The organism is Bosea sp. Tri-49 (assembly GCF_003952665.1).
GTDB lineage: Bacteria > Pseudomonadota > Alphaproteobacteria > Rhizobiales > Beijerinckiaceae > Allobosea.
Genome location: NZ_CP017947.1, coordinates 368,645 through 394,415 on the forward strand (window position 1 = coordinate 368,645; position 25,771 = coordinate 394,415).

Consider the following 25,771-nt stretch of genomic DNA (forward strand, 5'->3'; position numbering starts at 1 on the left):
AGGCAGACATATGCACTTGACGGCATAATGCACTTTAGGGCATGTCGAGCGTATGGTCTGGGCTGTTCAATCCGTCGTTGAGTTCGAGCGCTGGTTCCTGACTCTCGAAAGCGGCGTCCGGGTCGAGATCGCCGCCAAGATCAGCCTGTTGCAGCAAGTCGGGCCAACGCTTGGCCGGCCGCATGCCGATACGCTGAAGGGTTCGGCCTATCCGAACATGAAAGAGCTGCGGGTCCAGATCGGCGGCGACCCCTGGCGAATCTTCTTCGCCTTCGACCCAAGACGGTCAGCCATCTTGCTGGTCGGCGGCAATAAGGGCGGCGATGGCCGCTTCTATGAGGTCAATCTGCCGATCGCCGACGAGCGGTATCGCGACCATCTCGCGACGCTGATCGTGCCACCACCATCGAAGAGAGGGCCAAAACGATGACCGCCTCCTGGAATGAGACGCTGGCCAAACTCCCAGCCGACGAGCAGGCCGCGATCGCAAAGCGTAGCCGCGAGGTAATGGCCGAATATGTCGGCCTCAAGGAGCTCCGTAAGGCGCGCCGCCTGAGTCAGGCGGCTCTGGCTGCGCGTCTGCACACCGATCAGGCCGGTGTCTCAAAACTCGAGAAGCGCGCAGATCTGCTGCTGAGCACGCTCAAGGGCTATGTCGAGGCCGCCGGCGGCAGCCTTGAGATCGTGGCGCGGTTTCCGGACGGTCCGACCTTGCGCATCGACCGGCTGGGAGATGTCGGGCGGCCAAAGAAGGCTGATGCCGCGTAGTCTCTCGCTTCTGCTTGTGGCCCGGTGCGGACGTTGCGCTGAATGAGGCGGCGTGATGTCTTGATGGCATGATCGTCGAGACGCACATAGACCCGACTGGAAGTCTGGTTCTTGCAGTCGATCGAACCGATGGGAGGCTGATCTCGATCGGCTTCGAGGGGTTCGAGTGGCATACTCACCCCGACCTCCTGATGGGCGAGTATGGTCCAACCGCGGAGATGGCACTGGAAGCATTCAAGCACGCGCTCATGAGCGACGAGCTCGTGATTGCCATCATCCGGCGCGGCAGCCGCATGGTCGACGTATCCCTGCCCGACGAACCGCTGTCCGAGCATGAGAGCCTGTCCGAGGGCGAGACGCTGGAACGGCGCCACTGGAGCGGGCGGCTTTGGTCGCAACATGCGATGTGATTGAGCGTCGGCTTCCGACCCTTAGCTGACATTGCGGTTCCGCTCGACCATCTCGTAATGCTCGCCGATGCTGCCGCGAGACATCAGGTTCTTGCTGCCGCATTTCGAGCAGCGGTAGCGCAGGCAGATATCCGGGATAGGCAGATCGTCGGGCAGCCCGTCCATGCCGATCTCGGCATGATGCAGGCAGTCGTTGCACCAGATCTCGGCTCGCTTAAGCCCTCGCGCTCGATCGGAGCCGACTGTCGCCGGCTGCGCCATCGAGCCATCCTTGTTGTAGGCGCGGCGCGGGTTTCGGACTGGCGCCATTGATCACTGCTGCGGCTGGCTCGGGCGCAGCGTCTCGTCGATCAGCATCCTGAAATGCTCGATTGCGCGACCCCTGACCTCCGCTTCGCCGATCTCACCTGCATCGCGTTTCTCGACGGCTTCCGCGATGAGCATTTCCACGACCTTCTCGGCTGCCTGCCGGGTTAGATCGGCGCCGTCGAGCTCGTCGCTCGTTATCGCCACGCTGACCAGGCGAACCGTTCGGGTGAAGCCCTGCATGATGTGCTGTGTGACGTGAAGCAGGTCCACCAGCTCGGACTTGTGCATGTCCGCCAATTCCGTCGTGTCCATCTGGCTTCTCCCTCGATGGCTTGACTCCGTCGCCGCCGATGCGTTCTAGTTATGTTCTCATTCGAGGGCAAGAACGATGTCAGCGCAGCCGGCCGACCAGCGGGTCGAGGACGCATCCCTGGATGCTGAAATCACGGGGATCGTCGCCGAATTATTGGACGAACACGGGTCCGAGCTCGCCGCGCTTCGGGCGCTGGCGCATGACTTCCTCGTCCTGCTCGCCGATGCGGATCGCTCGGTGTCGCGCGGCTATCTCCGGGGCCTGTTCTCGCAAGGGGCGCGCCCGGTCCGCGACGGCGACGAGCCGTGACGCGCCGGCCGGTCACGCTCGCGACGATGCTCGGCCACTATCCTTGGGTGGTCGTCCACCTGCGCTGTCATTACTGCGCGCGCGAGACCAGGGTGCGGCTGGCTGGCGATCGAGTACGGGCTCAACGCGCCACTCGGGCGCGTGCTCCGCAGCTTCATGTCGGAATGCGCCTACGACCCGCACAGCGAACTGCGCCGGCCGCAGAAATACGGACGCAAATGCGGCGCCTACTGTCCCGATGTGATGAGCCCGCGTCCGCCTGATCTTCCGCCCAGCCTCTCGGGGCTGACCTTGATCGAAGGCGGCAAGGCGGACATGCTCCCGGCCGAGCCGAGCGAGCCAGGTCGCCGCCGGCGCGTCGGCGAGGGCGATGATGTGTAATCTCTACAGCCACACCCGCAACGTAGAGGCGATGCGCAAGCTGTTCGCGCCGTTCGACGATGGCGGCGCGAACTTTGCCAACCTGCCGCCGATGCCGAACATTAATCCCGACCGGCCTGCACCGATCATTCGGAACAGTGAGGCAGGGCCAGAGCTGGCCATGGTCCGATGGGGCATGCCCTCGTCTCGCAAAGCTCTGTACGACGCCGCAAGCGAGCGTGCCGAGAAGCTGCGGGCGAAGGGCAAGCCGGTGGATTTTGAGGAGCTGTTACGTCTGGAGCCGGACCGGGGAACGACGAATATCCGTCGCACCGACAGCAAGCACTGGCTGCGCTGGCTCGGCGTCCAGAACCGGTGCCTCGTGCCCTTCACAAGCTTCAGCGAGTTCAACAAGTTTGAGGGCGGCGACGTCTGGTTCGCCTTCGGAGAAGAGCGCCCCACGGCCATGTTTGCCGGGATCTGGTGCTCTCAATGGACCAGCGTCCGCAAGATCAAGGACGGGGAAGAAACCCTCGACCTGTTCGGGTTTCTCACGACCGACCCGAATGCCGATGTTCGCACGATCCATCCCAAGGCGATGCCGGTTATCCTGACGACGCCGGAGGAATGCGCGGCCTGGATGACTGCGCCTTGGGACGTGGCGAAGGCCCTGCAACGACCTCTGCCCGACGGAATGCTTCAGATCGTCGCTCGCGGGGCGAAGAAAGACGATCCACTCGATCCGGCGCTATTCCCGGCGGTCAAGGCGCCGGTGCAGGGCGCTCTGTTCTGACAGCCAATTCCCGCGAGCAGGAAAACCCGCCTGCAACAGGCTGGCAAAAATTGGCGTTTAGCCGATATTCTAAGGCGATCGGAGAAGAGGTGCATGACCAGCAATTGTCGACCCGGCCACCCTGAGGCACCCGTCGTAGTCATCGATACCGAGGAGGCATATGTCGATGCTCTGGAGACAATCGAGCGACTGAGAAGCGCTCCCGAGGGCTCCGTCGAGTATTTGCTGATGGTCGCCTACGGGGACGCTATCGAGCGTTACCTGGACGCCCGCAACAGTAGCCGCCCTCCTCGTCAACCGGCGTGATCATCACGCTCAAATCTACCACCCCGCTCTCCATTTCAGCCAGACCGCGATCACAGCCACAGAAGCCGTGACGATAATAGCGGCTAGGAGGAGGGAACTAGGGCGTCGGTCATCCCTCTTTCCCCTCTGCGAGCGCGAGAATGTCTTGGTCATTTCTCGTCCGGCTTCCACTGATGCGCAGATTCAATAAAAAGCTGGCGCAGACAGCGCGGGCCGCCGCCGTGCATATCGCTGCTTGGATAGCTCAATTCCCAGAATTGTGCCGTATCTCGATCCCTGTATAGAATCGTCCAGCCCGCATCGGCAGTTGCTATCTGCTCGAAGGTCTCGGGAAGTTTGTCACCTGTCTCAGCAATCGTGGACATAGCGGCATCATGCTGGTGGACCTTGGCAATTCCAAGCTCTGTCAACGCGCCCAGATTTCAAACTAACCCACTACCGATCCGGCCCATCCAGCGCTCTTCCCAGCGGTCAAGTTGCCGGCGCAGGGTGATCTGTTCCGATGGGCCATTGGGAGCAGAGCAGTGTGGCCTATTCCGCGTCCGGGAACACGCCCACGTTCGGCTCGTTTGCTGGAAATGCAGCGTTACTTTTTCGACGTCTTCAACGGCGTGTTCGAACGGGTCGATCTGGTCGGTCAGGAATTGGCTGACGAAGCGGCCGCGCGCGACCTTGCTCTCCAAACCTTGGCCGACATCGCGCACGAAGCCATCCCGCGCGGCGGCGAGGCGCTGATCACCGTGAGAGTTCGACGCGATGGCGTACCCATCTACAGCGCTTCGTTAGCTCTTGCAGATCAGTGGATGCGGCTCGACTCATAAGCCCCGGACCGTATCAGCGCCAGGCCCCCGATAGCCATCCGTAGATCCCAACGACGAACAGCGCGACGATCAGCACCGCCATCGTGATCGAGTTCGGGCGGGTCACTGTTTCGGCAGCCGCTTCGCTTGCTCCAGGCTGGCGCGCGCGAGCATTGCCTCCAGCTCCGCCACAACCGTCGGCGGCAAGCGCAGGACAATGTCCGTGTCAGCCTCGGTGATGAAAGTAACCAAGGCATCTTGTGTCGGGTCGCCACTCACCTCAACCGCGGCAACTCGGACAACTGGGATTTCAATGGCCTGCTTGTCTGGCATCGCCCTTGTCCCAAGAGGTAGCTTCATCGCTCCAGACTACGGCCTCTCCTCAACGATGGCGAGGCGGGGTGCAGGCGGTGCTTTGCAAGGTCAGTCAGGGATTTCGGGCTCGTGGAGCATTTCATGGATCAACTCTGCCGCCTTCTCCGTCGAGATTGTCCTGACACCGGAGCTTGCAAGGCGATCGAACATTTTTGCGACCGCCGCGATAGCGTCATGCTCGGCAGCTGAGAACGCCAAAGTGGCCTGAGCCAAGGCCTTGTCTCGGTTGGCAAGAACAATCGCAGTCGATGACGAATGCAGCGTCGTCGTGAACCCCTCGATGAGTTCCTTGGCACGTTCTTCGGGCGTGTATCCCGATGGAGAACTACTTTGTGTCACTCTGAGGCAACCCAATGACTCGAACAGGCTGCTGTTCAATTTCCTTGCCATTGTTGGCGACGTGCCTGGCTGGCGGCGTGAGCTGCATCGCCACGGGAATGCGGCACTCGCCGCGGCTGACTGGGGGGGCTGGCAGCGTTAGGGATACCGGAGGTTTGAAATTGCTGAACTAGAGCCACCAGAATCTGAGCGCGACGGCGTCGCGAATTGCCAACACCTCTCCAGCACGAGCAGCAAATCCTGCAGCCCGAATCGGGCACTCATTAACCCTCGACGTCAGCTTTTATCACTTCAGCTGGCTGTCCTTGCTCCCGCGCCGATTGATTCCGCCGACTTCCGGGCGCCGGTCTATTCCGGACTGGCAATCGACGCATGTGCGAGCCCCTGGCATCGCCTTGCGCCTGGCCTCTGGGATCTCCTCGCCGCAAACCTGGCAGTGAGTTTCGCCAGGACCACTTGGAAGCTTGGCCCGCGCTAACCGCACCGCGTCAGTGACCGAGTCGTCGATCTGATCCTGAACAGCCCCGTCTGGAGCCCAGCCGCCTGCCATCGCCGTGCCCTCCGCTCGATCCCCATAAATCAAGATCAATGGCTTTGGGTTCCCCGCGCCGTCAGTATGGACAGGCGCTATCCGCTCAACGGGATGGGGACGAGTGGTGTTGCATCAGCTCTCGAAGGCGAGCGCGAGGTGCTGTTCGGCCCTGGACGTCACCGAGCAGAGTCGGGACATCGCGTCGGCATCGATCAAAAGAGCCACGCGATCTGGTATCTTCGCAGTGTTGATGACATGAATCACAGCGTTTTCTGGCGACAGCTGCCTCACCGTGCAGCGGATCGCCGCACGGCTGTTGTTGAAGACGATGCGGCCGGCCTTCAGCACGCTACGGCCCTGCGCGAACTCTTTGGCCAGTGACAGTTCAGAGCTTTCGCCGAGGCCTGCCTCGGTCTGGCCGGCCAAGGCGTGTCGCCTGAGTTCGAGGATATCCATCGCCAACCTGCCGAGATCGGCAAGCGTCTCGTCGTCCTGCCGGCTGAAATCCCGCGGCTCTGGATCAAACGCGCATAGCGTGCCGATAGCGTGGCCGTCGGATGAGCGCAGCGGAAAACCGGCGTAGAAGCGGACATAGGGCTCGCCGATGACGAAGGGGTTAGCAGCGAAGCGCTCGTCGGCGGTGGCGTCCGGGATGATCAACGCCGCCGGCTGCTGGATGGTGATGTTGCAGAAGGCCGGGGCGCGGTCGGTCTCGCAAGCTCCGAGGCCCTGCTGCGACTTGAACCATTGCCGGTGGCCATCGATGAAGGACATGGTCGACATCGATACGTCGAAGATGCGCTTCGTCAGTCTCGTCAGGCGATCGAACGATGCCTCAGGCGGCGTGTCGAGCACCCCGTAGCGCGCAAGCGCATCGAGACGCGTTTGTTCGCGCGTCGCATCAGGCCCGGGAGATGGTGAAGGCAGCCGTATCTGCACGGCACCAATTGACCATGCCAAAGCTTACAAATTCAAGAAAACGTGGCGCTCAAATTGCGTATCCACGGACCCGTGGCGGCGTTGCCGCCTGTCAGGAGCGGCATTGGAAGGGCTAGGTGGCCGCGGTGGCAATCAGCAATCCGCTCTTCGCCCAAAACTGCGATCACCCGCAGGCCCCTCAGCGATGACAGTTTCCAGATTATCCGCGAGGACGCAAAATCGTCTCGTTAGCGAGGTCGCGATTTTCAGAAGATCCAGCTGCCCGTCGATCAACACTGACTGAAGGTCTCGATCGTCGAAGTCGCTGTCATCGCCACGCTTCGGAAGCTGCTTTTCAATCTCACGATAGATTGCTTCAGCCAGCCGTTCGCACTCGCACGACATGTGCAGTCACACCTCAAATTTCTGCTCTGTTCGAGAAGATGGGATCGAATTTTACGAAAGAAAGCCCCTCAATGCGCTTACAACGCTTTGGTGCCTGTTAGCCTCGGCTTTCGGTAAGCTGCGTGGCAATACCGGCTGCAGCGCAGGACGCGAGGAACATGTGCCAGACGATAACTGCAGTCGCAGCGGTCGTGGTTAGGCCGGTTTCTGTGATCGTCAGAAGGGCCGCAGACCGCTCGGAAGCGAACCCGAGCTCACGCAGTCCGTAGGATCCACCGACCAGGAGAGCACCTACAATTCCCGTGGCAACGAACTCGGTCTGCGCCCAAGACAATTTGCCGATCGCGGTCAGCGCACCGATCAAGAACAATGCTGCAGCGACGATCGCTAGCGGCCAGGGGCCGCCGAGAATGATGGCCAGAAGCCCCAGGAAGAGCACGGCGAGCTCCGCATGGAACAGCCGCAGTTCATATTGCCTGCCGGCCGGCGTATCGCGCTCCTCCATCTTGATGTCGATCCGGGATTTCGGAACAGGCATTTTTGGCAACGCTGGGCCATCGCCCCACAACGTATTTTGCGGTTCGCTCATAGCTGATCCCCCCTCGCCTGCGCCCAGGATGTCATGGTTCTGCCTTAACGAAAATACCAAATTGCCTAGTTGACTGCACAGGGTGTAGACACTTGTAGAATAATGTCTCCGAATGCGAGTCCATGCTTACTTCTGATCGATCTCCTACTCCCGCCAAACCTCGGCGGCAGAACGAAATTCACAGTTTTCATAATGTAAATAATTTACTTCGCTGACGAGGCTACGAGAACATGTCCTCCATGGTCGGGATTCGCGGACGCCTGGTCGGTCGATCATCGATCTCCGGCCCCTTGACCACAGCGAGAGCTCGCCTCGGCTGCGGGTGGGGTCGCAGCGCCTTCCGGACAGCCATCTGCGCCTCGTAATCCTGGGTCACCAGAGCGACTGCCTTCTTCTTCTGCAAGGCCTTGGTCGCCCGCGTCGCTATCCCCGGCGCCTTGCAACGGTCGCAGCGTCGCTTGAGGTTGTATCGCCGGATCGCAGCTATGGAAGCTTTAAGGGAAAAGGGCCTCCGGCAATCCGCGCAAGCGGCCTCGAGCTTGATCAGCCTTATCCATTGCTCTCGCAGCGTCAGGTGATCTTCTACGCCTACGCAACGGAATCGCTGGCCGCGGCTCGTGAATTCATGTCCGATTTTCAAAGGTTTCTCTCCAAAAGGTTCGTTAGGAAACCGATGTTGCAGATGTTGCTTGCGCGCGCGGATAGGAGGCAGAAAAGAAAAATAAGAAAAATAGCCAAGGGAATAAAAAGAGAGAAAATTGAATATACATTCACGCGCAAGCAACTTCTGCAACATTGGCTCATTACGCGGTCTTCGTCCGCTCTGCTGCCGCTTTGGCAATTGAGGCTTGCGCCTCAGCTCGCCGCTTCGCCTCGGCAAGGGCGCGAGTAGCGAAGCGCTCATGAACAAGGGGGTTAACCCACCAGTGGTTGGCCTGGCCGCGCCGCCCCGTGCCGATCGGCTTCAGCCAGTTGGCCTCGACAAGCGTCTGCAAGCCTACCGACCGTTCGCCTTCCATCATCCGACGAAAAGCCTGCTGAGCTTGCCGATCGGTGATCGCAGAAAGCTCCCGCGACAGAATATAGCCCGCGATCTGGCGCGCCTCGTCCCGCGCACTCAGCGCCGACCCAAGCACCTCCGCGTAGAAATAGCGCTGCTGCGCCCACTGGTATTCAAATAAGAAGCGCTCCGCTCGGAGCCCGGTAGCCGCGTCGATCGTGTCTGGCGGCCAGTCGTCGAGCTCGCTGCGCAAGCTACCGGCCCATTCGACCCAATGAAGGACGAGCGCGATCCGCGCCCATTCACCCTCCAGCTTGTCGAGCCATCCCTTTAGAGGGACCGGAACGTCATCGCAGGCGATTTGGTCTCGGGCAAAGGCCGTGATGCGCCTACGGCAAGCATCGGCTTCTGGCGCACTGCGGATGGTGCCCACGGCGGCAGCTAATCCGCCAAACTCGGTACGGCCCGTTACGTGCGGCGTAAATAATTTGTCACCGGCGCCGTGTCGCGCGCCGCGTCCCCTGCACGACCGTTGGCGCCGCAACGGCACCGGCCGCGCCTCCGACAACCGCGCCGACTGGCCCGCCTACCGCAGCACCGGTACCAGCGCCGACTGCAGCTCCTCCAACGCGTTGCTCAGTCGTATTGCAGGCGGCCGTGGCGATCGCGACTGCGAGTGTGAAAACTATCAGAACTTTCATGGTGCGTTCTCCCTAGCTCGCGCGCGATCTGGAGCAAGAGCGCCAACGCTGAACGGTATGGAACCGGCAGCCTCGCGGCGCGTTTCCGAAGCCTCCTTTGACCAAGCCAACTCAGCCCCGCTGGCAGCCGCCAGCGGGGCTTTTTTCGTTCAGGGAACAAGTTTTCTTTGCCGTCGTTTCCTCACGCAGTGGCCTAACCTGCTCTAGATTAAGGAGATACCCATGCGCAACGTGCTTGTCGCGTCGATCTTGTGCGCCTTCGTTGCAACTGCCGCGCTCGCGCAAACATCGACAACTTCGCCGACACCTTCGCCAAACGCGCCGGCCGACGCAAACGCCCCGCTTCCGGGCGCCAACAGCTTCACCGAAGGGCAGGCCAAGAGCCGCCTCGAAGCCAACGGCTACACGAACGTGACCGACCTGAAGAAGGACGACAACGGCGTCTGGAAGGGCAAGGCCACCAATGCCGGCGCCCAGGTGAACGTCTCGGTCGATTACCGCGGCAACATCGTCAAGAACTGATCGCCCCCTGTCCGCCACGATTTTTGGAGAACTCCATGACCCGCACCATCACCCGTTCTTACGACGACTACGACACCGCCCGTTCGGTCGTCGAGCAGCTTGAGACCTCCGGGATTTCAAGCAGCAACGTCAGCCTAATGGGTCGCAACGGCGATACGGACGAGTCCAACGCCGGCGAGGGCGCCGGGATCGGCGCTGGCGTCGGCGGTGCAGCCGGCCTGCTTGCTGGTCTCGGCCTGCTCGCCATTCCGGGCATCGGCCCGGTCGTAGCCGCAGGCTGGCTAGCGTCAACAGCTGCCGGCGCCGTCGCCGGCGCGGCGGCTGGCGGTCTGGTCGGCTCCTTCATCAAGGAGGGCCACGACGAGGACGAAGCAAACTACTATGCCGAGACCGTCCGGCGTGGCGGCTCGGTGGTGTCGGTTCGCGCCGAACCAGCGCAGGAGGCCGAAGTCGAGGCCATCCTTGATGGCGCGACCCCGATCGATCGCCACACCCGCATGGCGCAGTATCGCCAGGAGGGCTGGACGCGCTTCGACGAGAAGGCCGATCCGTACCTGCGCGGGCAGGCCGGCATCTGACTAGGTCTCCGCTCAAAGGCCTCCGGAGTTCGCTCCGGAGGCCATTTTTCTGAGGTGACTAGCGCTCTTAGCTTCAGCCCGAGAGAGTTGGGAACCGGCCTCGCCGTTCTGCGTTTGATCAACTTCCGAAAGCCAAACTCTCGGCCCTTCTGGCACCCGCTGGGAGGGCTTTTTTTGGAGCTACCGACCCAGTGTCGCCGCTTCCATGATGATGCAACAACCAAGTGCAACAGCAGCGAGCGCGATGAGGTAAAGCCAGCTCTCTCCCGGCAGCCTCCTCATGACATATTTCCAGTGATAAGCGCGCCTATGGTCCGGAATGATGCCGTTTTCATCGCTCCAAACCTTCGGAGGGTTCAATGGCTCGGGCGGCAATCGTACACGCGATGGCCGCGCCCCAGAGAGAGGCACCTGCATGTCGCTGAACGGCACGATTTTGAAGCTAGCGCATCACTACACGGAGCCTGCGGAATTGCTAAAAGCGGTTCGGAAGAAGCACCCGGAGGCGTCTAAGAAGGACATCATCCACGCCGCACTCCGGACAATGATTGAGGCTGCCGAGAGCAAAGAAGGGGTCGCAGCCCATCTCCACCGACTGGTGATGGATAATCGCGGCGGAGACTTTTGAAGCTGCTCGGCTCCTGAGGAAGCCTAGTCCTCCAGAGTCAGGCCGCCCCGATTATCCACAGAGTTGCAGGTAGCCGTCGCCTCGCACCCCTCGCGAGCGCGGGAACGCGAACCTCATAGGGTTTCTCGGAATCGCCCGATTGCGCGCCGGGCCAGATCGTCTTCGTCGTTCGCAATGGTCGCCAAGCTGGCGACGATCTGGGCTAGTCGTGTTCGCTCTCGGTCGCGGCGTGCGTCGGGCAGCGTCGCTCTAATTTTGTCCCGCGCGGTGTCGAGCGCCGCGCCGGCACGAGCAAGGTCGACCGGGTCGCTCAGCGACGAGAACGGCATCATACACTCCCCTAATCAACCAAATCGACCACAGTGAACAATTTTACTCGCAAGCGGTTTGCTAGAGACGTCATCCACGTGTGAATTTGATGAAGTCCGAGACTCTGCTCTATGTGGCGGAGATCGTGGCTGTAGCTCTATCCTGCTGCCTGATGCTGGATTGGTCGACCTGACACGAGCTTGAACGCCGAGAGGCTCCCGGCCAAAGCCAGGCGGGGCAAGTCCGGACGAAGCGCCCAAGGAGGGCAGCCCTTACGGGGCCAGACGATCACCGGCGAGTTGGACACGAGCCGGGCATAGGAATCAGGAGGCCGGCACCGCCCACGCGGAACGCTCCTGCGGCCCGACGGACGAGTTGCGATCAGTTAGGCCAAGTATGGAGGCCAACGTGAGTAAGGAAACAAGCCGCAGCCCGAACGCGCCTAAAGCTGGCTCCAAAAAGAGCCCACCGCCGAAGAAGCGCCCCAAAGAGGCGCCCGTTGAAGACGCGGATGATCAGCGCGTAAAGCAAGGCGATTATTCGGACAAACACTCCTCGGGGCGCAAGGTGTCCTGAAACGTCGCCGGTGCAAGAACGAGCAAGAGGATCTGAGCGGACTGCCTCTCGCCGACGAGGAACGGGGGAGCTGCAAGTCGGCGAGAGGCGTGGCGCGAGGGACCAACTAACGCCGTGCAAAGAATCGGCCGGCTCCTCATGCGCTCCAGCTTTTCGCCGGCCGCGGCCTTTGAAGTCGAGCGAGGCGCGATAGATCTCACCTCCGGCCTGATCTTGGACCCGCACCTTGAAGCGGGCTCGCTCGCCGTTCGGAAGAGTTTCCTTCGCCATGTCGACCAGCGCACGCTGTGCGTCATCGGTCGCGGCTTGCTCGCTTGGGAAGTCCATTGACTGGCGGGCTGAACCGCCAGGATCCTTTGTCGTCAACCGGTATTTAGGCATAGCGCGGCTCCTCCAGCGAGGAATGCGCCGCATCCAATCAAGTTCCGCTATCTCGCCAGGAAACGATCGATAGCGCGCCGAGCGAGGTCGTCCTCGTTCACTGCGAGCGTCACCAAGCTGGCCACGATATAGGCCAATCGAGTTCGTTCACGCTCATCACATTGATCTGGCAGCGTTGTCCTGACCTCTTCCCATGCGGCCTTCAGTGCCGCGCCAGCCCAAGCCAGTTTCACTGGATCCGTCAGTGATGAGAATGGCATCCCTTTCCCCCGAAAAGCCCAAGCTTGGAATAATTAGAACTATTCGAAGAGGCACAAAGAGACCCCGCCGGCGCGAGCCGACGGGGTCTTTTTCTTTTCCGCGATGCTCTCATCCCGCTCAGTTCGAGCGCGTCCGCAGTATCTGCTCCATCCGCTCCAGATCGGCTTTCAGGGCGTCCGCTCCAGCCTGACCGCGAATAGCGGAGAGCGGCCGGCCATCACGGCCATCCTCTGGCCTGCCCGAGCCGTTGAGGAAGCGAAGCCGCTGACCTGCCGGCATGGCGAGCAAAGTGTCCACCTCGCATTGTCGCGCCCATTCGCTCGACCAGGTCGAGACATCTCGGCCGGCGAGGCGGGAATAGGCCATCGGGTGATTGTCGAGGTCACGGGTTGTCACAGTTCGCACCGGCTCAGCGTTCGACCTGACGACTCAATCTCGAACAGGCAATCGTCGATGAAGCGCACCGGCGTGCCATCTTCAAGCGCGTATCGCGTGAGGTTGATGCGCGGGAAAGGACGATAGACGATGACGGTGTAGGGGTTGCCGTCTTCGTCTTGGCAGGCCTCGCGATACATCTCACGAGGAGCTGGCGCCTGGACTGCGACCTTGTCGCTGAGCCCGGATCGTTTCGGCTGGGTACGCATTACAACCTCCAACGCAACTGCTGGAGGCTTAACCAAATGCCAGGAATAGCGTTCCGTCCTGATCCACCCGCGAAATCAGTGACCGCGCGGGCTGCCGGGGCTTTCGTTCGCCGCGTCGAGCCCACGCAACAGCTGATCAATCGAGTCGCGCAGGCTTTTTAGGCCTTCTACCGGCATAATTAGGCGCGCCCGAACTACGGCTTCAAGGCTTAACCCCGCGCTTGGACCAGCCAACAGTTTCTCGGCGACGGGCCGTTCGTGCGTGAACGTCAAGGTCGCAAAGTGCCCCGTTACAGTGCAGCTGAACGGACCTTGCACGAAGGTCTCAGGGACGTCGTCGGGGTCAACAATACGCGGTTGGCTCATGGATCCTGCCGCCAGCAAGAGGGCATATCTTCGTAGCGAGCCAAAGTTGCCGATCAACTAAGAGCGCGTGAGGGCAGGAAAAATCTTTCGCCGCCTCTGGAACGCGCTGTTCTGGTTGACGTTGAGTCGCCGTTCTGTTGCGTTCGGTGGTGTTAAGTATGGCGAGGCAGCCGCGTCGCGTCTTGAGGGCTATGCCTGCCGGCGAGGTGGTGAGCAGCCCGCCAGTCAAAGCGCGTCGCGGCGCTGCCAAGCCCGATCTCTTCGCAGAACCGATGCCGGCACGGATTGAGCCCTGCTTGGCTCTCCTGCAGTCGAAGGCGCCGACAGGGCCGGACTGGGCCTTTGAAGTTACGTGGGACGGCTATCGCCTGGCGGTCCATCGTGACGCTGGCGGCGTGCGGATTATCACCCGCGGCGGCCATGACTGGACGCATCGCTTCCCCTCGATCGCGGCTGAGGCGGCTTCATCCTCGACGCTGGCAGCTTCATCCTCGATGGCGAGGCGGTGGTGCTCGACGGAGCCGGCCGAGCCGATTTCGGCTTGCTGCAGCAGGCGCTCGGCGGTCGCGGCGGCAAGGCGAACGCCGAGCGCGCCATGCTCTACGCCTTCGATTGCTCTATCTCGACGGTCACGACCTCACCCGAATGGCGCTGAGCGAGCGCCGCGACATGCTCGAGGGACTGCTGGCCGGCGAGACCGGGATGATCCGGCTGAGCGAAGAAGTCGAGGCTGACGGGGCGGCGTTCCTGGAACAGGCCTGCAAGCTCGGGCTCGAAGGCATCATCGCCAAGCGCCGTGACGCGCCCTATAGCCCCGGCCGCGGCGGCGATTGGCTCAAGATCAAATGCATCCAGTCCGACACCTTCCTAATTATCGGCTATGAGCCATCCAGCGCGGCGCTTGGCGGCATCGGCCGGTTGCTGCTGGCTGGCCATGGCAATTACGGCCTGGTCTATGTCGGCAGCGTCGGCACCGGCTTCACTCACACGAGCGCAACGGCGCTGCGCAAGCAGCTCGACCGGATCACGGCAGCTTCGCCGCCGGCGCGGGGCATCGGCACGAAGGGCGTGGTCTGGGTGAAGCCGAAGTTCGCGGCCGAGATCGCCTATCGCGGCTGGACCCATGACGAGAAGCTGCGCCATGCGTCGTTCAAAGGCCTACGCCATGGAGCGGACAAGACTACCGTCTTCCGGCTGTCCTGACCTCCGCACGGCGCGCCCTGATACATAGACAAGGAGCTGGAAAACGCGCTCCACTAGTTGGCCGTTGTATCCATATCGCTTCTGGAAATGACCGCTGGCTACGCATGTTGACGCCGCTAGGCGGGAGACAGGCTATGCTTACCGGAAAGGGCTACTTGAACCTGCGCAATGGACGCAGGACTGAGGTCTCCTATCAGTTCACCTCCGATCATGACGACCGCCGAGCCGGCTATCTGCTCCTCGACACAGCAGCATTCGATGACGTCGCGTTTTGTCATCGGCTGATCGTCGATTGCGATGACGGCTCGTCCGTCGTGGTGGCGATTTTAAACCGCAGCGACGGGCATCTCGCCGTAACGGGCCGCGTGCTGGCTCTCCCGGTGGCGACTGACTGACAGAAACACGGGGCGCATGACGAAAAGCTGCGCCGCGCTTCGTACAAGGATCTGCGCGAGAAGGCTGACGAGGCGACTGTTTATCGCCTGATCTGAACGTCCGCTAACGACCCATTGCTGACGGTGGGAACGTCCGCTTTAAGGCAGTGCAGTTGGCCGTCTTGCAGAATCTAAGCTGACGCCGCTCAGACGTTCGCAAGATCCTGTGTGGATGGCTCCCGCGTGGCAAGGGTAATGTGAGGTTTCGGCGTCGTGGTCGGGTGCAGTCTTGTGTCCGGCCTGTCAGCGCGATCATGGACCGCTGGCCCTGATGGTTTCCGCAGACGAGGTCCCATTCTGCTTTGCGGGCTAAGACGCCCTGGACCTTCACGCAGGTTGTCCTCGTCCCGGTCTGACCGGTTCGCCATCACTTCACATGGTCCTCACAACTACTGAAGCGCTCCTCGTGGCTGCGCTGATAGGCGAGTTTGCTATGTGGCTGAGGACTCCCGCGCGCGGTAAACCTCGCCGCGTACCATGATGGCCCAGATCGCCCGCGCCGATCGGTTGGCCATGGCGACGGTGGCCAGCCGCACCGGCTTGCGGGCGAGCAGGCAGCAATGCGCGGATCGGCGGCTTCTGGATGGTGCAGGTTGCGCCGGACGAGGGCCGTCATGCCCGTGACCAGCAGCCATCTACTGATCACCCATCTTGGATATTCGGCCGAGCCGCTCCTTGCCGCCGCTGGAGTTGTTGAGCTGGGTGAGGCCAAGCCACGCGGCGAACTGGCGACCGGAGCGGTACTGGGTGGAATCAGTCACGGTCGCGGCCAGGGCGGTAGCGCCCAGCAGGCCCACGCTCGGCACGATGGCGATACGCCGGGCCAGATCGTTGGAGCGATGCCAGGCCAGAAGATCCCGCTCCAGTTGCCGGATGCGGTGCTGTCCCTCGGGGGCCTGCTCGGCCAAGGCTCCGATCACCTTGGCCGCCAGCTGTGGGACCTCGTGGGCCTCGCCCGCGACGACCCGTCGGACGAACGCCGGGGAGTGGGTGATGCCCTTGGGGGGATGTCGACGCCGAACTCCGCCAGCAGACCCCGGATCATGTTGACCAACTGGGTGCGCTGCTTGACCAGCAGGTCGCGCGTCCGGTGCAGCTATAGCGCGCCTGCTGCTCGACCGACTTGATCGGCACGAACCTCATGGTCGGGCGGGACACCGCCTCGCAGATCGCTTCGGCATCCCCGGCGTCGGTCTTGCCGCGCTCGACGTACGGCTTGACGTAGGCCGGCGGCATCAGCCGCACTTCGTGGCCCAGGCGGACCAACTCCCGAGCCCAATGGTGGCTCCTCCCGCAGGCCTTGATCCCGAGCAGGCAGGGCGCAAGCTTGCTGAAGAACGGGATCATCTGCGCCCGTTTCAGGGCTCGGCGGATACGACTTCACCCGTGCTGCTAATCGCATGGACCTGAAAGACGGTCTTGGCCAGGTCGAGGCCGACGGTGGTAATCTCCATAGCGGGTGGCTCCCAAAGTCGTGGTTTGCATCCCGAGCGCGACGGCCCTGAATAGGACGAGCATTCGCAGGTATGTCGTCGAAGCGAGCCTCCGCCCCGCCCTGGTAAGTGGGATTGCGCCCACGAACCTGGGCGAGCGTGAAGGCCAGGATCATCGCCGCGCCGCCGCTTGTGTCGCCCGTCAGCGCCAGCGCGACAAGGGCGAACGCGACCGGTCCCGCAGCCTGAGGTACAGCGAACGTGGCGGACGAGACGTACCAGCGAAGCAACCCCGCCGTACCTGATGTCGTGGAAGTCGCCATGGCCTGCCCCGAAAGTAAGGGCCGGGCCGTTCCCGGACATTGCTAATCCCGCTTGAGATCGAGGCCGTTACCTCGCGGCGCGTACTCGGCGATGTTCGATGCCCTGTCAACGATCGCGCATGCAGATCCGCTATAACGTCGGGGCTTAGCGCACGGAGGGTCGGGCAGTGGTCGGATGTCTGCTTTGTGCAATGGATTGAGTGTCAGCAAATGGCGCTTCACCGCCTTCGGCAGGCCGAAGCTGAGGTTCTTCTAGTCGCCCGATGTTTCAATCGGCGCGCCCGCGAGCCTCAACCTGCCAGAGCGCCACCAGATCTTGGCCACGTACGACATGGAGCACATCGTGCAGGTTGATCGTCGGATCACAATGCGGGACCGTGCATTCGACCACCGTGCCGATCGGCAGCGCGCCCAGCCCTTGAAAGGGAAGGATGCGACCGAACTCGTCGCCGCACCATTCAATTCGCCCGACCAGTTCGCCGTCGTGGAAGACTCGCGGCGGCGGACCGTCGAGCGCGAAGCTCTTGCTGCCACCATCAATGATGGCGAAGCCGAGCGAGCTGTAGCCGATCACGGTGACGGCGATGCGCAGCGCCGGATCGAATTCCGGCCCGCCGCGGCCATGCATGTCGACGGTGTTGTAGGCCTCGTCCATGAAGACGTAGGAGCCGGCCTGGATCTCGGTCAGCAGGCGATCCTCGCCGTCGAGAAGATGGCTGCCGGTGCCGCCGCCCGAAACGATCTCCGGCGCCAGACCGGCCTCGCGCAGCGCCTCGATCATGACTGCGAGCAAGCGCCCCATCTCCTGGTTGGCGGCGCGGCGCGCGGCGAAATCGTCGATATGCTGGACGCGGCCCTGATAGGCTTGGACGCCGCGATAGCGAAAGCCGGCCAGGCCCGAAACGAGCCTCGCCAGTTCCACGGCCTCGGCCGGCGTCGCGACGCCGCTGCGTTTCAGCCCGACATCGAGATCGACGAATACGTCCAAGACGGTGCCGTGCCGTCGCGCAGCCTCGGCATAAGCGGTAACGAGATCGGCGCGGTCGACCACGACGCCGATGCGCCCGCCGGCCGCCGCGGCGCGCGCCAGGGCGTCGATCTTCGCCGGGCTTGCGATCGGCGCGCTCAGCAGCAGGTCGCGGACGCCGCCCTCGAACAGCGCCAGCAATTCGCCCGGCTTGGCGCAGCAGATGCCGACCGCCCCGGCTGCTATCTGCCGGCGGGCGATCTCGGCGCATTTATGCGATTTCGCATGCGGCCTGACATTCAGCCCGGCCTTGCGGCAAGTCTGCGCCAACAACGCGATATTATGCTCGAACAGGTCGAGATCGAGCACGGCCGCCGGCGTCTCCAGCCGGACACGGCTGCCAGGCTCGCCGACGAGCTTCCGGTTGAGCGCAGCCGCCCCGAACAGAGGCGCGCTCATGACCTGGCTCCCACGAGCTCCGCACGCCTGCTGGTCGTGGCAGCCTCATCGACACTCACGCCATGGGCATCAAAGACCACGCCATAATCGCGGGCGGCGCCAGCCACCGTGACCTTGCCCTCGCGCAGATCGTCAGCGACGCGGATCGGATCACGTTTCAGCGCATCGCCATAGCCGCCGCCGCCCGCCCCTATGAGACGGAAGACGTCTCCGGCTCGAGCCGCGAAACTCTCCATCGGCATGGTCGGCAAGACCTGCTCCGTGCCATCGGCCCGGATGAGAATATGAGCGGAGGGTGCGCCCGGACTGCCGCCCTCGAAGCCGAAAGGCGGGTGATCGCGCCGGTCGCCGCGCAGCACGAAGCGGATCGGCGACAGGAAGCGGAATTCGCGGATGAGCGAGAGCCCACCGCGGAACTCGCCCGGTCCACCCGTATCGGGCACGAGGCCATAACGCAGCACCTCGACCGGCATATCGGCCTCGATCATCTCGACCGGCTGGTTGGAGAGGTTGGCGGCGGGATTGGAGATGCCCTCGATGCCATCCTTGCCGGCGCGGGCGCCCCAGGTACCGACCACCATCTCGTTGAGCACGAAGGGCCGCCCCTCATGCGTACCGCCGGCGGCCAGCAGATAGGGCCCGCCTTCCGAGCCGCCCATGGCGCGCTCCGGCACGATCTGCGCCAGCGCCTGCATGATCGCATCGAAGACGCGGTAGCCGACAACGCCGCGCGCGCCGCAGGCCGCCGGATAACGCGGATTGACCAGGCAGCCTTCGGGCGCATGGACCGTGATCGGCCGCAGGTAGCCCTCGCAGTTCGGAATGTCCTGCTGCGACAGGCAGCGTATGGCGCAGAAGGCAGCCGATTCCGGCAGCGAGATCGGGCAGTTGATCGAGGCTGCGACCTGGTCGGCCGTCCCGGTGAAATCGATGTCGATCGTGTCCTCAGTGACGGTGACGGTCGCGACGATCGGCAGCGGCTGCGGGTTCTCGCCGACGCCGTCGATATAGTCGGTGGCGCGGTAGATGCCGTTGGGTAGCGCGCGGATGACGTCGCGCATCATCGCCTCGGCGTGGTCGTGCAGCGCGTCGATATAGGCATCGAGTTCTTCCGCGCCGTAACGGCCGATCAACGTCTTCAGCCCTTCCTCGGCGACGTTGCACGCGGCGATCTGGGCGCGGATGTCGCCGAGCACCTCGACCGGCGAGCGCGTGTTGGCCTCGAGGATGCGGAACACCGCCTCGACCAGCTCACCGGCGTCGTAAAGCTTGAGCAACGGGATGCGCAGGCCTTCCTGCTGGATCTCGGTGGCGTAGATCGCAACCGAGCCGGGGACGATACCGCCGAGATCGGTGTGATGCGCCACCGTCGCGGCGAAGCCCGAGAGTCGTCCGGCGACGAAGATCGGCTTCAGGATGTAGATATCAGGCAGATGCTGGCCGCCCGAACCATAGGGGTCGTTGGCAATCAGGATGTCGCCCGGCTTCAGCCCGTCGCCGTAACGCTCCCGGACGAAGCCCATGATGCGCGGGAAGGAGCAGAGCTGGATCGGCAGCGTCAAACCCTGCGCGATCACCCTGCCCTTCGCATCACAGAGCGCGGTCGAGTAGTCCATGATGTCGCGCACGACAGGCGAATAGGCCGAGCGCATCACAATCAGCGCCATCTCGTCGGCGGTCGAGGCGAGCGCGTTGCGGATCACCTCCAGGGTGATCGGGTCGATCTCTCGCATGCTCACGCGGCCTCCAGGGCGATGTCGATATTGCCGGCCTCGTCGAGCCTTGCGCTCTGGCCTGGGCCGACGACGCAGGTGCAGTCGTATTCCTCGACGACGAAGGGCCCGCGCCGCGCGCTGCCGTCGAGGTCGGCACGGCTGATCACGGCGATCGAGGCTGCGGATCCGCTGGTGTTGAAGGAGACCGGCCGGTCGGCGCGCCGCATCGGCGCTTCCGCCGCGAACTGGTGGCGCGGCGCGACAAGCGGCAGGCGCACCGTCAGGCGGGCGTTGACGAGATGGACCGCATCCTTCTGCGAGCGATGGCCATAGGTGCGCTCGTGCTCGCGATGGAACAGCTCGGCCAGTTCGGCCATGTCGAAGCGCCTGGCCGGCACGGTCAATTCATAGGCTTGGCCGACATAACGCAGGTCGGCGGCATAGCGGAATTCAGCCTGCGCGAGATCATAGCCTTCGAGCGTGAGGATGCGGCGTGCGTCGGCGCCGAGCTCACCGAAGAGCTGCTCCAGCCCGGCATCGTCGAGCTCGCCGGGGCGATGGCGTGACGGCCGCACGAACTCCTGCTCGACATCCGAGCGCAGCAGGCCGAGGGCACTGAAGACGCCGGCGGCACGCGGGACGATGACGCGGCGGATGCCGAGCGCGCTCGCGACTTCGGCCGCGACCACCGGGCCATTGCCGCCGAAGGCAACCAGGGTCGCCTGGCGGGGATCGCGGCCGCGATAGGTCGAGACCGCCTTCACCGCCCGCGTCATGGTGGTGACCGCGAGCGTCAATACACCGCGCGCCGTCTGCGTCAGATCGAGGCCGAGCGGGCGCGCGACCTGATCGTTCAATGCAGCGCGGCCGGCATCGGCTTTGAGCGGAAAGCTGCCGCCGGCGAGCGCGATGTCGTTGATGTAGCCGAGCGTCAGGAAGGCGTCGGTCAGCGTCGCCTGCCGGCCACCGAGCCCATAGCAGACCGGACCGGGCCAGGCGCCGGCGCTCTGGGGACCGACCGAGACCTGGTTCATCTTGTCGATGGCGACGATGCTGCCGCCCCCTGCACCGATCTCGGAGACGTCGATGAAGGGCATCTTGATCGGGTAGCCGCCGCCCTTAACCAGCTTGCTCGACAGATTGATGCCGGCGCCGACCTCGTACTCGGTGGTGCGCGCCGGCTCGCCGTTCTCGATCAGCGCCGCCTTGGCGGTGGTGCCGCCCATGTCGAACGAGATGATGCTGGGCTCGTCGCCCCCCGAAACCAGCCGCGCGCAGGCGATGACGCCGGCGGCGGGGCCGGATTCGACCAGCGAGGCGGCGCGCTTCACGGCCGAGCCCAATCGCATGATGCCGCCACCGGAATGCATCATCTCGACCTGACAGGTGACGCCGATCGAGGCGAGCCGCGCCGTCAGCGCACTGGCATAGTTGCGCACGACCGGGCCGATATAGGCGTTCACGACCACGGTCGAGGTGCGCTCGTATTCGCGGATCTCGGGCAGGATTTCCGAGCCGCGGCAGATATAGACGCCGTCGCCGAGCTCGGCGCGCAGGATGTCTTCAGCCTCGATCTCGTGCTGCGGATTGGCGTAGGCATGCAGGAAGCTGATCGCCACCGCCTCGACGCCCTCCTCGCGAAAGCGCCGCGCCGCTGCGACGACATTCTCTTTCGAGAGCGGGATCCGTACCGCGCCATCGGGGCCTAGCCGCTCGCGCACCTCGAGGCGGAGACGCCGCGCCGCCAGCGGCTTCGGCTTGTCGTATTGCAGATCGTAGAGCACCGGGATGCGCAAGCGGCGCATCTCGAGCACGTCGCGGAAGCCCTCGGTGGTCAGAAGGCCGGTACGGGCGCCCTTATACTCGAGGATGGCGTTGGTCGCGACCGTCGTCGCATGGACGATGCCGGTGATCCGGTCGGGCGTGGTCTGGTAGTCCTCGACCAGCGCCTTCAGTGCTTGGGCGATGCCGCGGCTGTAATCGTCCGGCGTCGAGGGCACCTTGCGGGTCTCGATCAGCCCATCGTCGCGCGCGATCACGATATCGGTGAAGGTGCCGCCGATGTCGATGCCGATCCGGTAGCTATGCTGCGCCATGGATGTCTTCCTGGGTTTGGGGGATCGCTGCGTCGTCCGCGGCCCGTACCAGCAACGGCGTGCGCCGACCGGCGAGGCCCTTCGGCACGGCGGCGATGAGAGCTTGGGTGTAGGGGTGCTGCGGCTGGTCGAGCACATCGAGACAGGACCCCTGCTCGACGATCGCACCCTTGCTCATCACGACGATGCGGCTGCACAGCGTGCGCACCAGCGCGAGGTCGTGGCTGATGAAGAGCAGCGTCAGGCCGAGCTCGCGGGTCAAACGTGACAAGAGGTTGATCACCTGTGCCTGCAAGGAAACGTCGAGGGCCGAGACCGGCTCGTCGGCGATCAGCACCTCCGGCTTCATCGCCAGCGCGCGCGCCAGGCCGATGCGTTGGCGCTGGCCGCCGGAAAGCTCATGCGGCAGGCGCGAGCCGATCTCGGGACCGAGACCAACCAGCGTCAGCAATTCGGCAATCTCGCTTTCGCGCTGCGCCTTGGGCACGCCGCGCAATGCCAATGTCTCGCCGAGGCAGCGCACGACGCTCTTGCGCGGGTTCAACGCGCTGCTCGAATCCTGGAAGACCATCTGCACGCGCCGGCGCCACGGCCCGGCATGGTCGCGCATCAGCTCCGCCATCGGCTCGCCGTCGAGCAGCACCTCGCCGGAGGTCGGCTGCGCCAACCCAACCGCGAGACCGGCCAGCGACGACTTGCCCGAACCGCTTTCGCCGACGATGCCGACGACATCGCCATGCATGACGTCGAGGCTGACATCGTCGAGCGCGACGAGCCGGCTATCGCGGCCGAGCAGGCGGTCGATCAGCCCGCCCTGCGGGAAGGATTTGGAGACGCCGCGCAGCGCGAGGATCGGGCCGGTCATCGCGGCCTCCAGCAGGCGGTGCGATGTCCGGCCTCAGTGACAAGCGCCGGCATCTCGCTGGCGCAGGCCTCGATGGCGTCGGGGCAGCGCGGCGAGAACGGGCAACCGACCGGCAGCCGCCCAAGCCGTGGCGGCGCGCCCTCGATCGCGGTGAGCGGGCCGACCGGGCCGGTGAGGCTCGGCACGCAGGCTTTCAGCAGGCTTGTATAGGGATGGCGCGGCGCAAGCTCGATCGCCTCGACCGGTCCGTCCTCGACGACCTTGCCGCCATACATCACGACGACGCGGTCGACGATCTCGGCGACGAGCTGGAGATTATGCGAGATGAAAACGATGGCGAGGCCGAGCTCGCGGCGCAGTTCGGCGATCAGGTCGACGATCTGCGCCTGCACGGTGACATCGAGCGCGGTCGTCGGCTCGTCGGCGATCAGCAGCCGCGGCCGGCAGGCGATCGCCATCGCGATCAACGCGCGCTGGCGCATGCCGCCCGAGAATTCGTGCGGGTAGGAGGCGAGGCGCTTGCCGGCATCGCGGATGCCGACCCGCTCCAGCGATTCCACCGCGATGCGGCGCGCCTCCCCGGCGGAGACGCCGCGATGCGCCCGCACCACGTCGACGATCTGCCGGCCGATGGTCAACGCCGGATTGAGCGAGCTCTGCGGATCCTGGAAGACCATGGCGATGTCGCGCCCGCGCAGCGCCCGCATGCGCTTCTCGTCGGCAGCGTGCAGGTCTTCGCCGTCGAAGATCACGCGCCCGCCGATGGTGCGGGCCGGCGCACCGAGCAGGCGCATCACCGCGAGCATCGTGAGGCTCTTGCCCGAACCGGATTCGCCGACGATGCCGACCGCCTCGCCGGCTGCGACGGAAAAGTCGACGCCGCGCACCGCCTCGACCATGCCGCCATCAGCCGAGCGGAAACCGACGCGCAGGCCCTCGACGCTGAGCAAGGCGGGGCTCATGCGACCAGCGTCCTGGCTTCGCTGCGCGGGTCGAACAGCTCGCGCACCGCATCGCCCAGCAGGTTGAAGCCGATCACGGTCAGCGAGATCGCGAGGCCGGGGAAGACCGGCAGCCACCATTCGCCGGAATAGATCGCGCTGCGGGCGTCGGAGAGCATGGTGCCCCAGCTCGGCTGCGGCGGCTGCACGCCGAGGCCGACGAAGCTGATCGAGGCCTCGATGACGATGCCGATCGCGACCAGCAGCGTGCCCTGCACGATGATCGGCGACAGGCAGTTGGGCAGCACGTCGCCAATGACGATCTGCCAGTGGGAGGCGCCCTGCAGGAAGCGGGCGCGGACATAGTCGGCCCCGGCGATGCGCCTGGCCACCGCATAGGTGACCCGGGCGAAGACCGGCGAGAACAGGCAGCCGACGAGGACGACGATCTTGACCTCGTTCGGCAAAAGCAGCGGGCCGACCGGCAGCGGCCCGACGCCGAGGATGCCGACAATGGCGATCGCCCAGACCAGAAGCGGGATCGAGGCGACGCCGTCGACGATGCGCATCACGATCTGCTCGCCAAGCCCGCCCTTGTAGGCGGCGTAGATCCCAGCGGTGACGCCGATCGCTGCGCCGATCAGCACCGCGCCGATGCCGACTGAGAGCGAGGCACGGGCGCCGAACAGGATGCGGCTGAGCACATCGCGGCCGCCCTGGTCGGTACCGAGCCAGTGCTTCATGTCGGGCGCGGCGAGCCTGTCCTCGATATTAAGCGCCAGCGGATCATAGGGCGCGATCAGCGGCGCGAAGATCGCGGCGAGCACGATCAGCCCGACGATGCCGGCGCCGAGCCAGCCGCTCCAGTCGAGGCCGTCAAGGGCTTTGCGCAGATTGCTCATGCCGTCGCCCTCTGGCGCGGATCGAGCACGCGGTTGATCAGGTCGGCGCCGAGATTGGCGAAGACGAAGATCGCGGTGAACAGGAAGACGATGCCTTGCAGCAGCAGGAAGTCGCGCTGCGAGATCGCGTTCAAGAGCGCGCGCGACAGGCCGGGGATGTTGAAGACCTGCTCGATGATCAGCGCCCAGCCGAACATGTAGCCGAAGGAGAGCGCCGCGAGATTGATCACCGGCGGCAGCGCATTGACCAGCGCGTAGAACACCACCTGCCGGGACGAGAGGCCCATGGCGCGGGCGGTGCGGACATAGTCGCCGCGCAAGGTCTCCTGCAGGCTCGCCTGCGTCATCCTTGCGAGCACGGCGATGTAGTAGACCGCGAGCGAGAGCGAGGGCATCATGATGCTCTGCAGGTGTAGCGAAAGCCCAGCCGAAAGCGGGGCATAGCCGCCGGGCGGCAGCAGGCGCAGATCGACGGCGAGGAAGCGGATCAAGACGATGCCGAGCCAGAAGGCCGGGATCGACAGGCCGAGCACCGCGGCGAAGCGGCTGACCCGGTCAAAGACCCCACCCGGCCGGAGCGCGGCGAAAACCCCGATGCCGATTCCGCAGACGAGCGCGATGGCGAAGGCGAAGAGCACGATCGACAACGTCACCGGCAGGGCGTTCACAATATCGGTCGCGACGTCGCGGCCGGTGACGAAGGACTTGCCGAAATCCCCGCGCATGACGTCGCCGAGCCAGGCGGCGTATTGCGGCAGGAAGGGCCGGTCGAGGCCGTGGGCCTGCTCGAACTGCGCGATCTGCTCAGCCGTCGCATCGGCCCCGAGCACGATCCGGGCCGGGGAGCCCGGTCCGGAACGCGTCAGCGCGAAGAGCGCGAGGCCGACGAAGAGCAGCGTGCCGATCGAGGAGACGATGCGGCCTGCGATGAGGCGGAGCAT

General features: G+C 64.0%; 33 protein-coding genes and 2 pseudogenes. 12 read left to right on the plus strand and 23 right to left on the minus strand.

Going from position 1 to position 25,771, the window contains the following annotated elements:
- The first annotated feature begins 52 nt into the window (after positions 1-52).
- From BLM15_RS30805 to BLM15_RS30815, 3 genes are all read left to right on the plus strand, one after another.
- The gene (locus BLM15_RS30805) at positions 53-430 is read left to right on the plus strand and encodes a type II toxin-antitoxin system RelE/ParE family toxin (protein WP_126116716.1); all 378 of its coding nucleotides are present in this window, start codon (positions 53-55) and stop codon (positions 428-430) included.
- Positions 427-768, plus strand: a complete 342-nt coding sequence (locus BLM15_RS30810; RefSeq protein WP_126116717.1) for a helix-turn-helix domain-containing protein — start codon at positions 427-429, stop codon at positions 766-768. The genes BLM15_RS30805 and BLM15_RS30810 overlap by 4 nt, the downstream gene beginning before the upstream one ends.
- A gap of 68 nt (positions 769-836) precedes the next feature.
- A complete protein-coding gene (locus tag BLM15_RS30815) occupies positions 837-1,178 on the plus strand; it encodes a hypothetical protein (protein WP_126116718.1) in 342 nt (113 codons plus the stop codon).
- A gap of 21 nt (positions 1,179-1,199) precedes the next feature.
- On the opposite strand, the gene BLM15_RS30820 is transcribed toward BLM15_RS30815, so the two are convergent.
- Entirely contained in the window at positions 1,200-1,487 is a 288-nt protein-coding gene (locus tag BLM15_RS30820; RefSeq protein WP_126116719.1) for a hypothetical protein, read from the minus strand.
- A 3-nt stretch (positions 1,488-1,490) separates the two neighbouring features.
- Complete coding sequence (locus tag BLM15_RS30825) at positions 1,491-1,799, minus strand: hypothetical protein (RefSeq protein WP_126116720.1); 309 nt, start codon at positions 1,797-1,799, stop codon at positions 1,491-1,493.
- A 76-nt stretch (positions 1,800-1,875) separates the two neighbouring features.
- Here BLM15_RS30825 and BLM15_RS30830 point away from each other — a divergent pair, with 76 nt between their 5' ends.
- The 3 genes from BLM15_RS30830 (at position 1,876) to BLM15_RS30840 (ending at position 3,262) form a co-directional block, all read left to right on the plus strand.
- Positions 1,876-2,109 carry a hypothetical protein gene (locus BLM15_RS30830; RefSeq protein ID WP_126116721.1) on the plus strand — a complete coding sequence of 78 codons (234 nt, stop codon included), beginning with the start codon at positions 1,876-1,878 and terminating at the stop codon, positions 2,107-2,109.
- 141 nt (positions 2,110-2,250) lie between these two features.
- On the plus strand, positions 2,251-2,490 hold the full coding sequence (locus BLM15_RS30835; RefSeq protein WP_126116722.1) for a hypothetical protein: 240 nt from the start codon (positions 2,251-2,253) through the stop codon (positions 2,488-2,490).
- Positions 2,483-3,262 carry an SOS response-associated peptidase gene (locus BLM15_RS30840; protein ID WP_126116723.1) on the plus strand — a complete coding sequence of 260 codons (780 nt, stop codon included), beginning with the start codon at positions 2,483-2,485 and terminating at the stop codon, positions 3,260-3,262. Before BLM15_RS30835 ends, BLM15_RS30840 begins: the two co-directional genes overlap by 8 nt.
- Positions 3,263-3,717: 455 nt before the next feature.
- Here the strand turns inward: BLM15_RS30840 and BLM15_RS30845 are convergent, their stop codons facing one another.
- Positions 3,718-3,933: an Imm27 family immunity protein gene (locus BLM15_RS30845; protein ID WP_126116724.1), complete on the minus strand. Its 216-nt coding sequence runs from the start codon at positions 3,931-3,933 to the stop codon at positions 3,718-3,720.
- A 213-nt stretch (positions 3,934-4,146) separates the two neighbouring features.
- Between BLM15_RS30845 and BLM15_RS30850 the strand changes: the two genes are divergently transcribed.
- Positions 4,147-4,389 (plus strand): DUF6894 family protein, encoded by a 243-nt coding sequence (locus BLM15_RS30850; RefSeq protein ID WP_129267040.1) that lies wholly within the window; start codon positions 4,147-4,149, stop codon positions 4,387-4,389.
- A gap of 102 nt (positions 4,390-4,491) precedes the next feature.
- On the opposite strand, the gene BLM15_RS30855 is transcribed toward BLM15_RS30850, so the two are convergent.
- The 7 genes from BLM15_RS30855 to BLM15_RS30885 all read right to left on the minus strand — a co-directional run bounded on the left by BLM15_RS30855 (position 4,492) and on the right by BLM15_RS30885 (position 8,959).
- Positions 4,492-4,701, minus strand: a complete 210-nt coding sequence (locus tag BLM15_RS30855) for a hypothetical protein (RefSeq protein ID WP_126116726.1) — start codon at positions 4,699-4,701, stop codon at positions 4,492-4,494.
- Between the two features lie 90 nt (positions 4,702-4,791).
- Positions 4,792-5,121 (minus strand): hypothetical protein, encoded by a 330-nt coding sequence (locus BLM15_RS30860; protein ID WP_126116727.1) that lies wholly within the window; start codon positions 5,119-5,121, stop codon positions 4,792-4,794.
- Positions 5,122-5,368: 247 nt separating this feature from the next.
- On the minus strand, positions 5,369-5,632 hold the full coding sequence (locus BLM15_RS30865) for a DksA/TraR family C4-type zinc finger protein (protein ID WP_126116728.1): 264 nt from the start codon (positions 5,630-5,632) through the stop codon (positions 5,369-5,371).
- Positions 5,633-5,746: 114 nt separating this feature from the next.
- A complete protein-coding gene (locus BLM15_RS30870) occupies positions 5,747-6,469 on the minus strand; it encodes a GAF domain-containing protein (RefSeq protein WP_236846833.1) in 723 nt (240 codons plus the stop codon).
- A 565-nt stretch (positions 6,470-7,034) separates the two neighbouring features.
- Entirely contained in the window at positions 7,035-7,526 is a 492-nt protein-coding gene (locus tag BLM15_RS30875) for a hypothetical protein (protein ID WP_126116729.1), read from the minus strand.
- A 220-nt stretch (positions 7,527-7,746) separates the two neighbouring features.
- On the minus strand, positions 7,747-8,322 hold the full coding sequence (locus BLM15_RS30880; RefSeq protein ID WP_206438722.1) for a hypothetical protein: 576 nt from the start codon (positions 8,320-8,322) through the stop codon (positions 7,747-7,749).
- A gap of 7 nt (positions 8,323-8,329) precedes the next feature.
- Positions 8,330-8,959, minus strand: coding sequence for a hypothetical protein (locus tag BLM15_RS30885; protein WP_126116731.1), 630 nt, complete (start codon positions 8,957-8,959; stop codon positions 8,330-8,332).
- A 490-nt stretch (positions 8,960-9,449) separates the two neighbouring features.
- Here BLM15_RS30885 and BLM15_RS30895 point away from each other — a divergent pair, with 490 nt between their 5' ends.
- The 3 genes from BLM15_RS30895 to BLM15_RS30905 all read left to right on the plus strand — a co-directional run bounded on the left by BLM15_RS30895 (position 9,450) and on the right by BLM15_RS30905 (position 10,955).
- A complete protein-coding gene (locus BLM15_RS30895) occupies positions 9,450-9,749 on the plus strand; it encodes a PepSY domain-containing protein (RefSeq protein ID WP_126116733.1) in 300 nt (99 codons plus the stop codon).
- Between the two features lie 35 nt (positions 9,750-9,784).
- Positions 9,785-10,327 carry a hypothetical protein gene (locus BLM15_RS30900; protein WP_126116734.1) on the plus strand — a complete coding sequence of 181 codons (543 nt, stop codon included), beginning with the start codon at positions 9,785-9,787 and terminating at the stop codon, positions 10,325-10,327.
- A gap of 415 nt (positions 10,328-10,742) precedes the next feature.
- Positions 10,743-10,955, plus strand: a complete 213-nt coding sequence (locus tag BLM15_RS30905) for a hypothetical protein (protein ID WP_126116735.1) — start codon at positions 10,743-10,745, stop codon at positions 10,953-10,955.
- A gap of 113 nt (positions 10,956-11,068) precedes the next feature.
- Here BLM15_RS30905 and BLM15_RS30910 read toward each other — a convergent pair whose 3' ends face one another.
- From BLM15_RS30910 to BLM15_RS30925, 5 genes are all read right to left on the minus strand, one after another.
- Entirely contained in the window at positions 11,069-11,287 is a 219-nt protein-coding gene (locus BLM15_RS30910; protein WP_206438723.1) for a hypothetical protein, read from the minus strand.
- Positions 11,288-11,645: 358 nt separating this feature from the next.
- Positions 11,646-12,254, minus strand: coding sequence for a DUF6894 family protein (locus tag BLM15_RS32420; protein WP_442859481.1), 609 nt, complete (start codon positions 12,252-12,254; stop codon positions 11,646-11,648).
- A gap of 345 nt (positions 12,255-12,599) precedes the next feature.
- Positions 12,600-12,878 carry a DUF7696 family protein gene (locus BLM15_RS30915; protein WP_126116737.1) on the minus strand — a complete coding sequence of 93 codons (279 nt, stop codon included), beginning with the start codon at positions 12,876-12,878 and terminating at the stop codon, positions 12,600-12,602.
- Positions 12,875-13,126: a hypothetical protein gene (locus tag BLM15_RS30920; RefSeq protein WP_126116738.1), complete on the minus strand. Its 252-nt coding sequence runs from the start codon at positions 13,124-13,126 to the stop codon at positions 12,875-12,877. The genes BLM15_RS30915 and BLM15_RS30920 overlap by 4 nt, the downstream gene beginning before the upstream one ends.
- A gap of 75 nt (positions 13,127-13,201) precedes the next feature.
- Positions 13,202-13,492, minus strand: coding sequence for a hypothetical protein (locus tag BLM15_RS30925; protein ID WP_126116739.1), 291 nt, complete (start codon positions 13,490-13,492; stop codon positions 13,202-13,204).
- 158 nt (positions 13,493-13,650) lie between these two features.
- Here BLM15_RS30925 and ligD point away from each other — a divergent pair.
- Positions 13,651-14,695 (plus strand): annotated as a pseudogene (ligD, locus tag BLM15_RS30930) (non-homologous end-joining DNA ligase).
- A 155-nt stretch (positions 14,696-14,850) separates the two neighbouring features.
- The gene (locus BLM15_RS30935) at positions 14,851-15,090 is read left to right on the plus strand and encodes a hypothetical protein (protein ID WP_126116740.1); all 240 of its coding nucleotides are present in this window, start codon (positions 14,851-14,853) and stop codon (positions 15,088-15,090) included.
- 470 nt (positions 15,091-15,560) lie between these two features.
- Here the strand turns inward: BLM15_RS30935 and BLM15_RS30940 are convergent.
- The 8 genes and pseudogenes from BLM15_RS30940 to BLM15_RS30975 form a co-directional block, all read right to left on the minus strand.
- Positions 15,561-16,583 (minus strand): annotated as a pseudogene (locus BLM15_RS30940) (IS110 family RNA-guided transposase).
- Positions 16,584-17,153: 570 nt separating this feature from the next.
- The gene (locus BLM15_RS30945; RefSeq protein WP_126116741.1) at positions 17,154-18,311 is read right to left on the minus strand and encodes a DSD1 family PLP-dependent enzyme; all 1,158 of its coding nucleotides are present in this window, start codon (positions 18,309-18,311) and stop codon (positions 17,154-17,156) included.
- Entirely contained in the window at positions 18,308-20,044 is a 1,737-nt protein-coding gene (locus BLM15_RS30950; RefSeq protein WP_126116742.1) for a hydantoinase B/oxoprolinase family protein, read from the minus strand. The genes BLM15_RS30945 and BLM15_RS30950 overlap by 4 nt, the downstream gene beginning before the upstream one ends.
- 2 nt (positions 20,045-20,046) lie before the next feature.
- Positions 20,047-22,122 (minus strand): hydantoinase/oxoprolinase family protein, encoded by a 2,076-nt coding sequence (locus BLM15_RS30955; RefSeq protein ID WP_126116743.1) that lies wholly within the window; start codon positions 22,120-22,122, stop codon positions 20,047-20,049.
- Positions 22,109-22,987, minus strand: a complete 879-nt coding sequence (locus BLM15_RS30960) for an ATP-binding cassette domain-containing protein (RefSeq protein ID WP_126116744.1) — start codon at positions 22,985-22,987, stop codon at positions 22,109-22,111. The genes BLM15_RS30955 and BLM15_RS30960 overlap by 14 nt, the downstream gene beginning before the upstream one ends.
- Positions 22,984-23,949, minus strand: a complete 966-nt coding sequence (locus tag BLM15_RS30965) for an ABC transporter ATP-binding protein (protein ID WP_126116745.1) — start codon at positions 23,947-23,949, stop codon at positions 22,984-22,986. The genes BLM15_RS30960 and BLM15_RS30965 overlap by 4 nt, the downstream gene beginning before the upstream one ends.
- On the minus strand, positions 23,946-24,830 hold the full coding sequence (locus BLM15_RS30970; RefSeq protein ID WP_126116746.1) for an ABC transporter permease: 885 nt from the start codon (positions 24,828-24,830) through the stop codon (positions 23,946-23,948). The genes BLM15_RS30965 and BLM15_RS30970 overlap by 4 nt, the downstream gene beginning before the upstream one ends.
- Entirely contained in the window at positions 24,827-25,771 is a 945-nt protein-coding gene (locus BLM15_RS30975) for an ABC transporter permease (RefSeq protein ID WP_126116747.1), read from the minus strand. Before BLM15_RS30975 ends, BLM15_RS30970 begins: the two co-directional genes overlap by 4 nt.

What these genes read in the sequence shown, in the direction of transcription:
- BLM15_RS30920 (WP_126116738.1), bottom strand. Translation starts at nt 13,126, where the DNA reads ATGCGTACCCAGCCGAAACGATCCGGGCTCAGCGACAAGGTCGCAGTC.
- BLM15_RS30965 (WP_126116745.1), bottom strand. Translation starts at nt 23,949, where the DNA reads ATGAGCCCCGCCTTGCTCAGCGTCGAGGGCCTGCGCGTCGGTTTCCGC.
- BLM15_RS30845 (WP_126116724.1), bottom strand. Translation starts at nt 3,933, where the DNA reads ATGTCCACGATTGCTGAGACAGGTGACAAACTTCCCGAGACCTTCGAG.
- BLM15_RS30855 (WP_126116726.1), bottom strand. Translation starts at nt 4,701, where the DNA reads ATGCCAGACAAGCAGGCCATTGAAATCCCAGTTGTCCGAGTTGCCGCG.
- BLM15_RS30805 (WP_126116716.1), top strand. Translation starts at nt 53, where the DNA reads ATGGTCTGGGCTGTTCAATCCGTCGTTGAGTTCGAGCGCTGGTTCCTG.
- BLM15_RS30830 (WP_126116721.1), top strand. Translation starts at nt 1,876, where the DNA reads ATGTCAGCGCAGCCGGCCGACCAGCGGGTCGAGGACGCATCCCTGGAT.
- BLM15_RS30895 (WP_126116733.1), top strand. Translation starts at nt 9,450, where the DNA reads ATGCGCAACGTGCTTGTCGCGTCGATCTTGTGCGCCTTCGTTGCAACT.
- BLM15_RS30900 (WP_126116734.1), top strand. Translation starts at nt 9,785, where the DNA reads ATGACCCGCACCATCACCCGTTCTTACGACGACTACGACACCGCCCGT.
- BLM15_RS30975 (WP_126116747.1), bottom strand. Translation starts at nt 25,771, where the DNA reads ATGCTCCGCCTCATCGCAGGCCGCATCGTCTCCTCGATCGGCACGCTG.
- BLM15_RS30875 (WP_126116729.1), bottom strand. Translation starts at nt 7,526, where the DNA reads ATGAGCGAACCGCAAAATACGTTGTGGGGCGATGGCCCAGCGTTGCCA.
- BLM15_RS30865 (WP_126116728.1), bottom strand. Translation starts at nt 5,632, where the DNA reads ATGGCAGGCGGCTGGGCTCCAGACGGGGCTGTTCAGGATCAGATCGAC.
- BLM15_RS30850 (WP_129267040.1), top strand. Translation starts at nt 4,147, where the DNA reads ATGCAGCGTTACTTTTTCGACGTCTTCAACGGCGTGTTCGAACGGGTC.
- BLM15_RS30880 (WP_206438722.1), bottom strand. Translation starts at nt 8,322, where the DNA reads ATGTTGCAGAAGTTGCTTGCGCGTGAATGTATATTCAATTTTCTCTCT.
- BLM15_RS30905 (WP_126116735.1), top strand. Translation starts at nt 10,743, where the DNA reads ATGTCGCTGAACGGCACGATTTTGAAGCTAGCGCATCACTACACGGAG.
- BLM15_RS30960 (WP_126116744.1), bottom strand. Translation starts at nt 22,987, where the DNA reads ATGACCGGCCCGATCCTCGCGCTGCGCGGCGTCTCCAAATCCTTCCCG.
- BLM15_RS30955 (WP_126116743.1), bottom strand. Translation starts at nt 22,122, where the DNA reads ATGGCGCAGCATAGCTACCGGATCGGCATCGACATCGGCGGCACCTTC.
- BLM15_RS30815 (WP_126116718.1), top strand. Translation starts at nt 837, where the DNA reads ATGATCGTCGAGACGCACATAGACCCGACTGGAAGTCTGGTTCTTGCA.
- BLM15_RS30945 (WP_126116741.1), bottom strand. Translation starts at nt 18,311, where the DNA reads ATGAGCGCGCCTCTGTTCGGGGCGGCTGCGCTCAACCGGAAGCTCGTC.
- BLM15_RS30810 (WP_126116717.1), top strand. Translation starts at nt 427, where the DNA reads ATGACCGCCTCCTGGAATGAGACGCTGGCCAAACTCCCAGCCGACGAG.
- BLM15_RS30970 (WP_126116746.1), bottom strand. Translation starts at nt 24,830, where the DNA reads ATGAGCAATCTGCGCAAAGCCCTTGACGGCCTCGACTGGAGCGGCTGG.
- BLM15_RS30820 (WP_126116719.1), bottom strand. Translation starts at nt 1,487, where the DNA reads ATGGCGCCAGTCCGAAACCCGCGCCGCGCCTACAACAAGGATGGCTCG.
- BLM15_RS30950 (WP_126116742.1), bottom strand. Translation starts at nt 20,044, where the DNA reads ATGCGAGAGATCGACCCGATCACCCTGGAGGTGATCCGCAACGCGCTC.
- BLM15_RS32420 (WP_442859481.1), bottom strand. Translation starts at nt 12,254, where the DNA reads ATGCGGCGCATTCCTCGCTGGAGGAGCCGCGCTATGCCTAAATACCGG.
- BLM15_RS30925 (WP_126116739.1), bottom strand. Translation starts at nt 13,492, where the DNA reads ATGAGCCAACCGCGTATTGTTGACCCCGACGACGTCCCTGAGACCTTC.
- BLM15_RS30840 (WP_126116723.1), top strand. Translation starts at nt 2,483, where the DNA reads ATGTGTAATCTCTACAGCCACACCCGCAACGTAGAGGCGATGCGCAAG.
- BLM15_RS30910 (WP_206438723.1), bottom strand. Translation starts at nt 11,287, where the DNA reads ATGATGCCGTTCTCGTCGCTGAGCGACCCGGTCGACCTTGCTCGTGCC.
- BLM15_RS30825 (WP_126116720.1), bottom strand. Translation starts at nt 1,799, where the DNA reads ATGGACACGACGGAATTGGCGGACATGCACAAGTCCGAGCTGGTGGAC.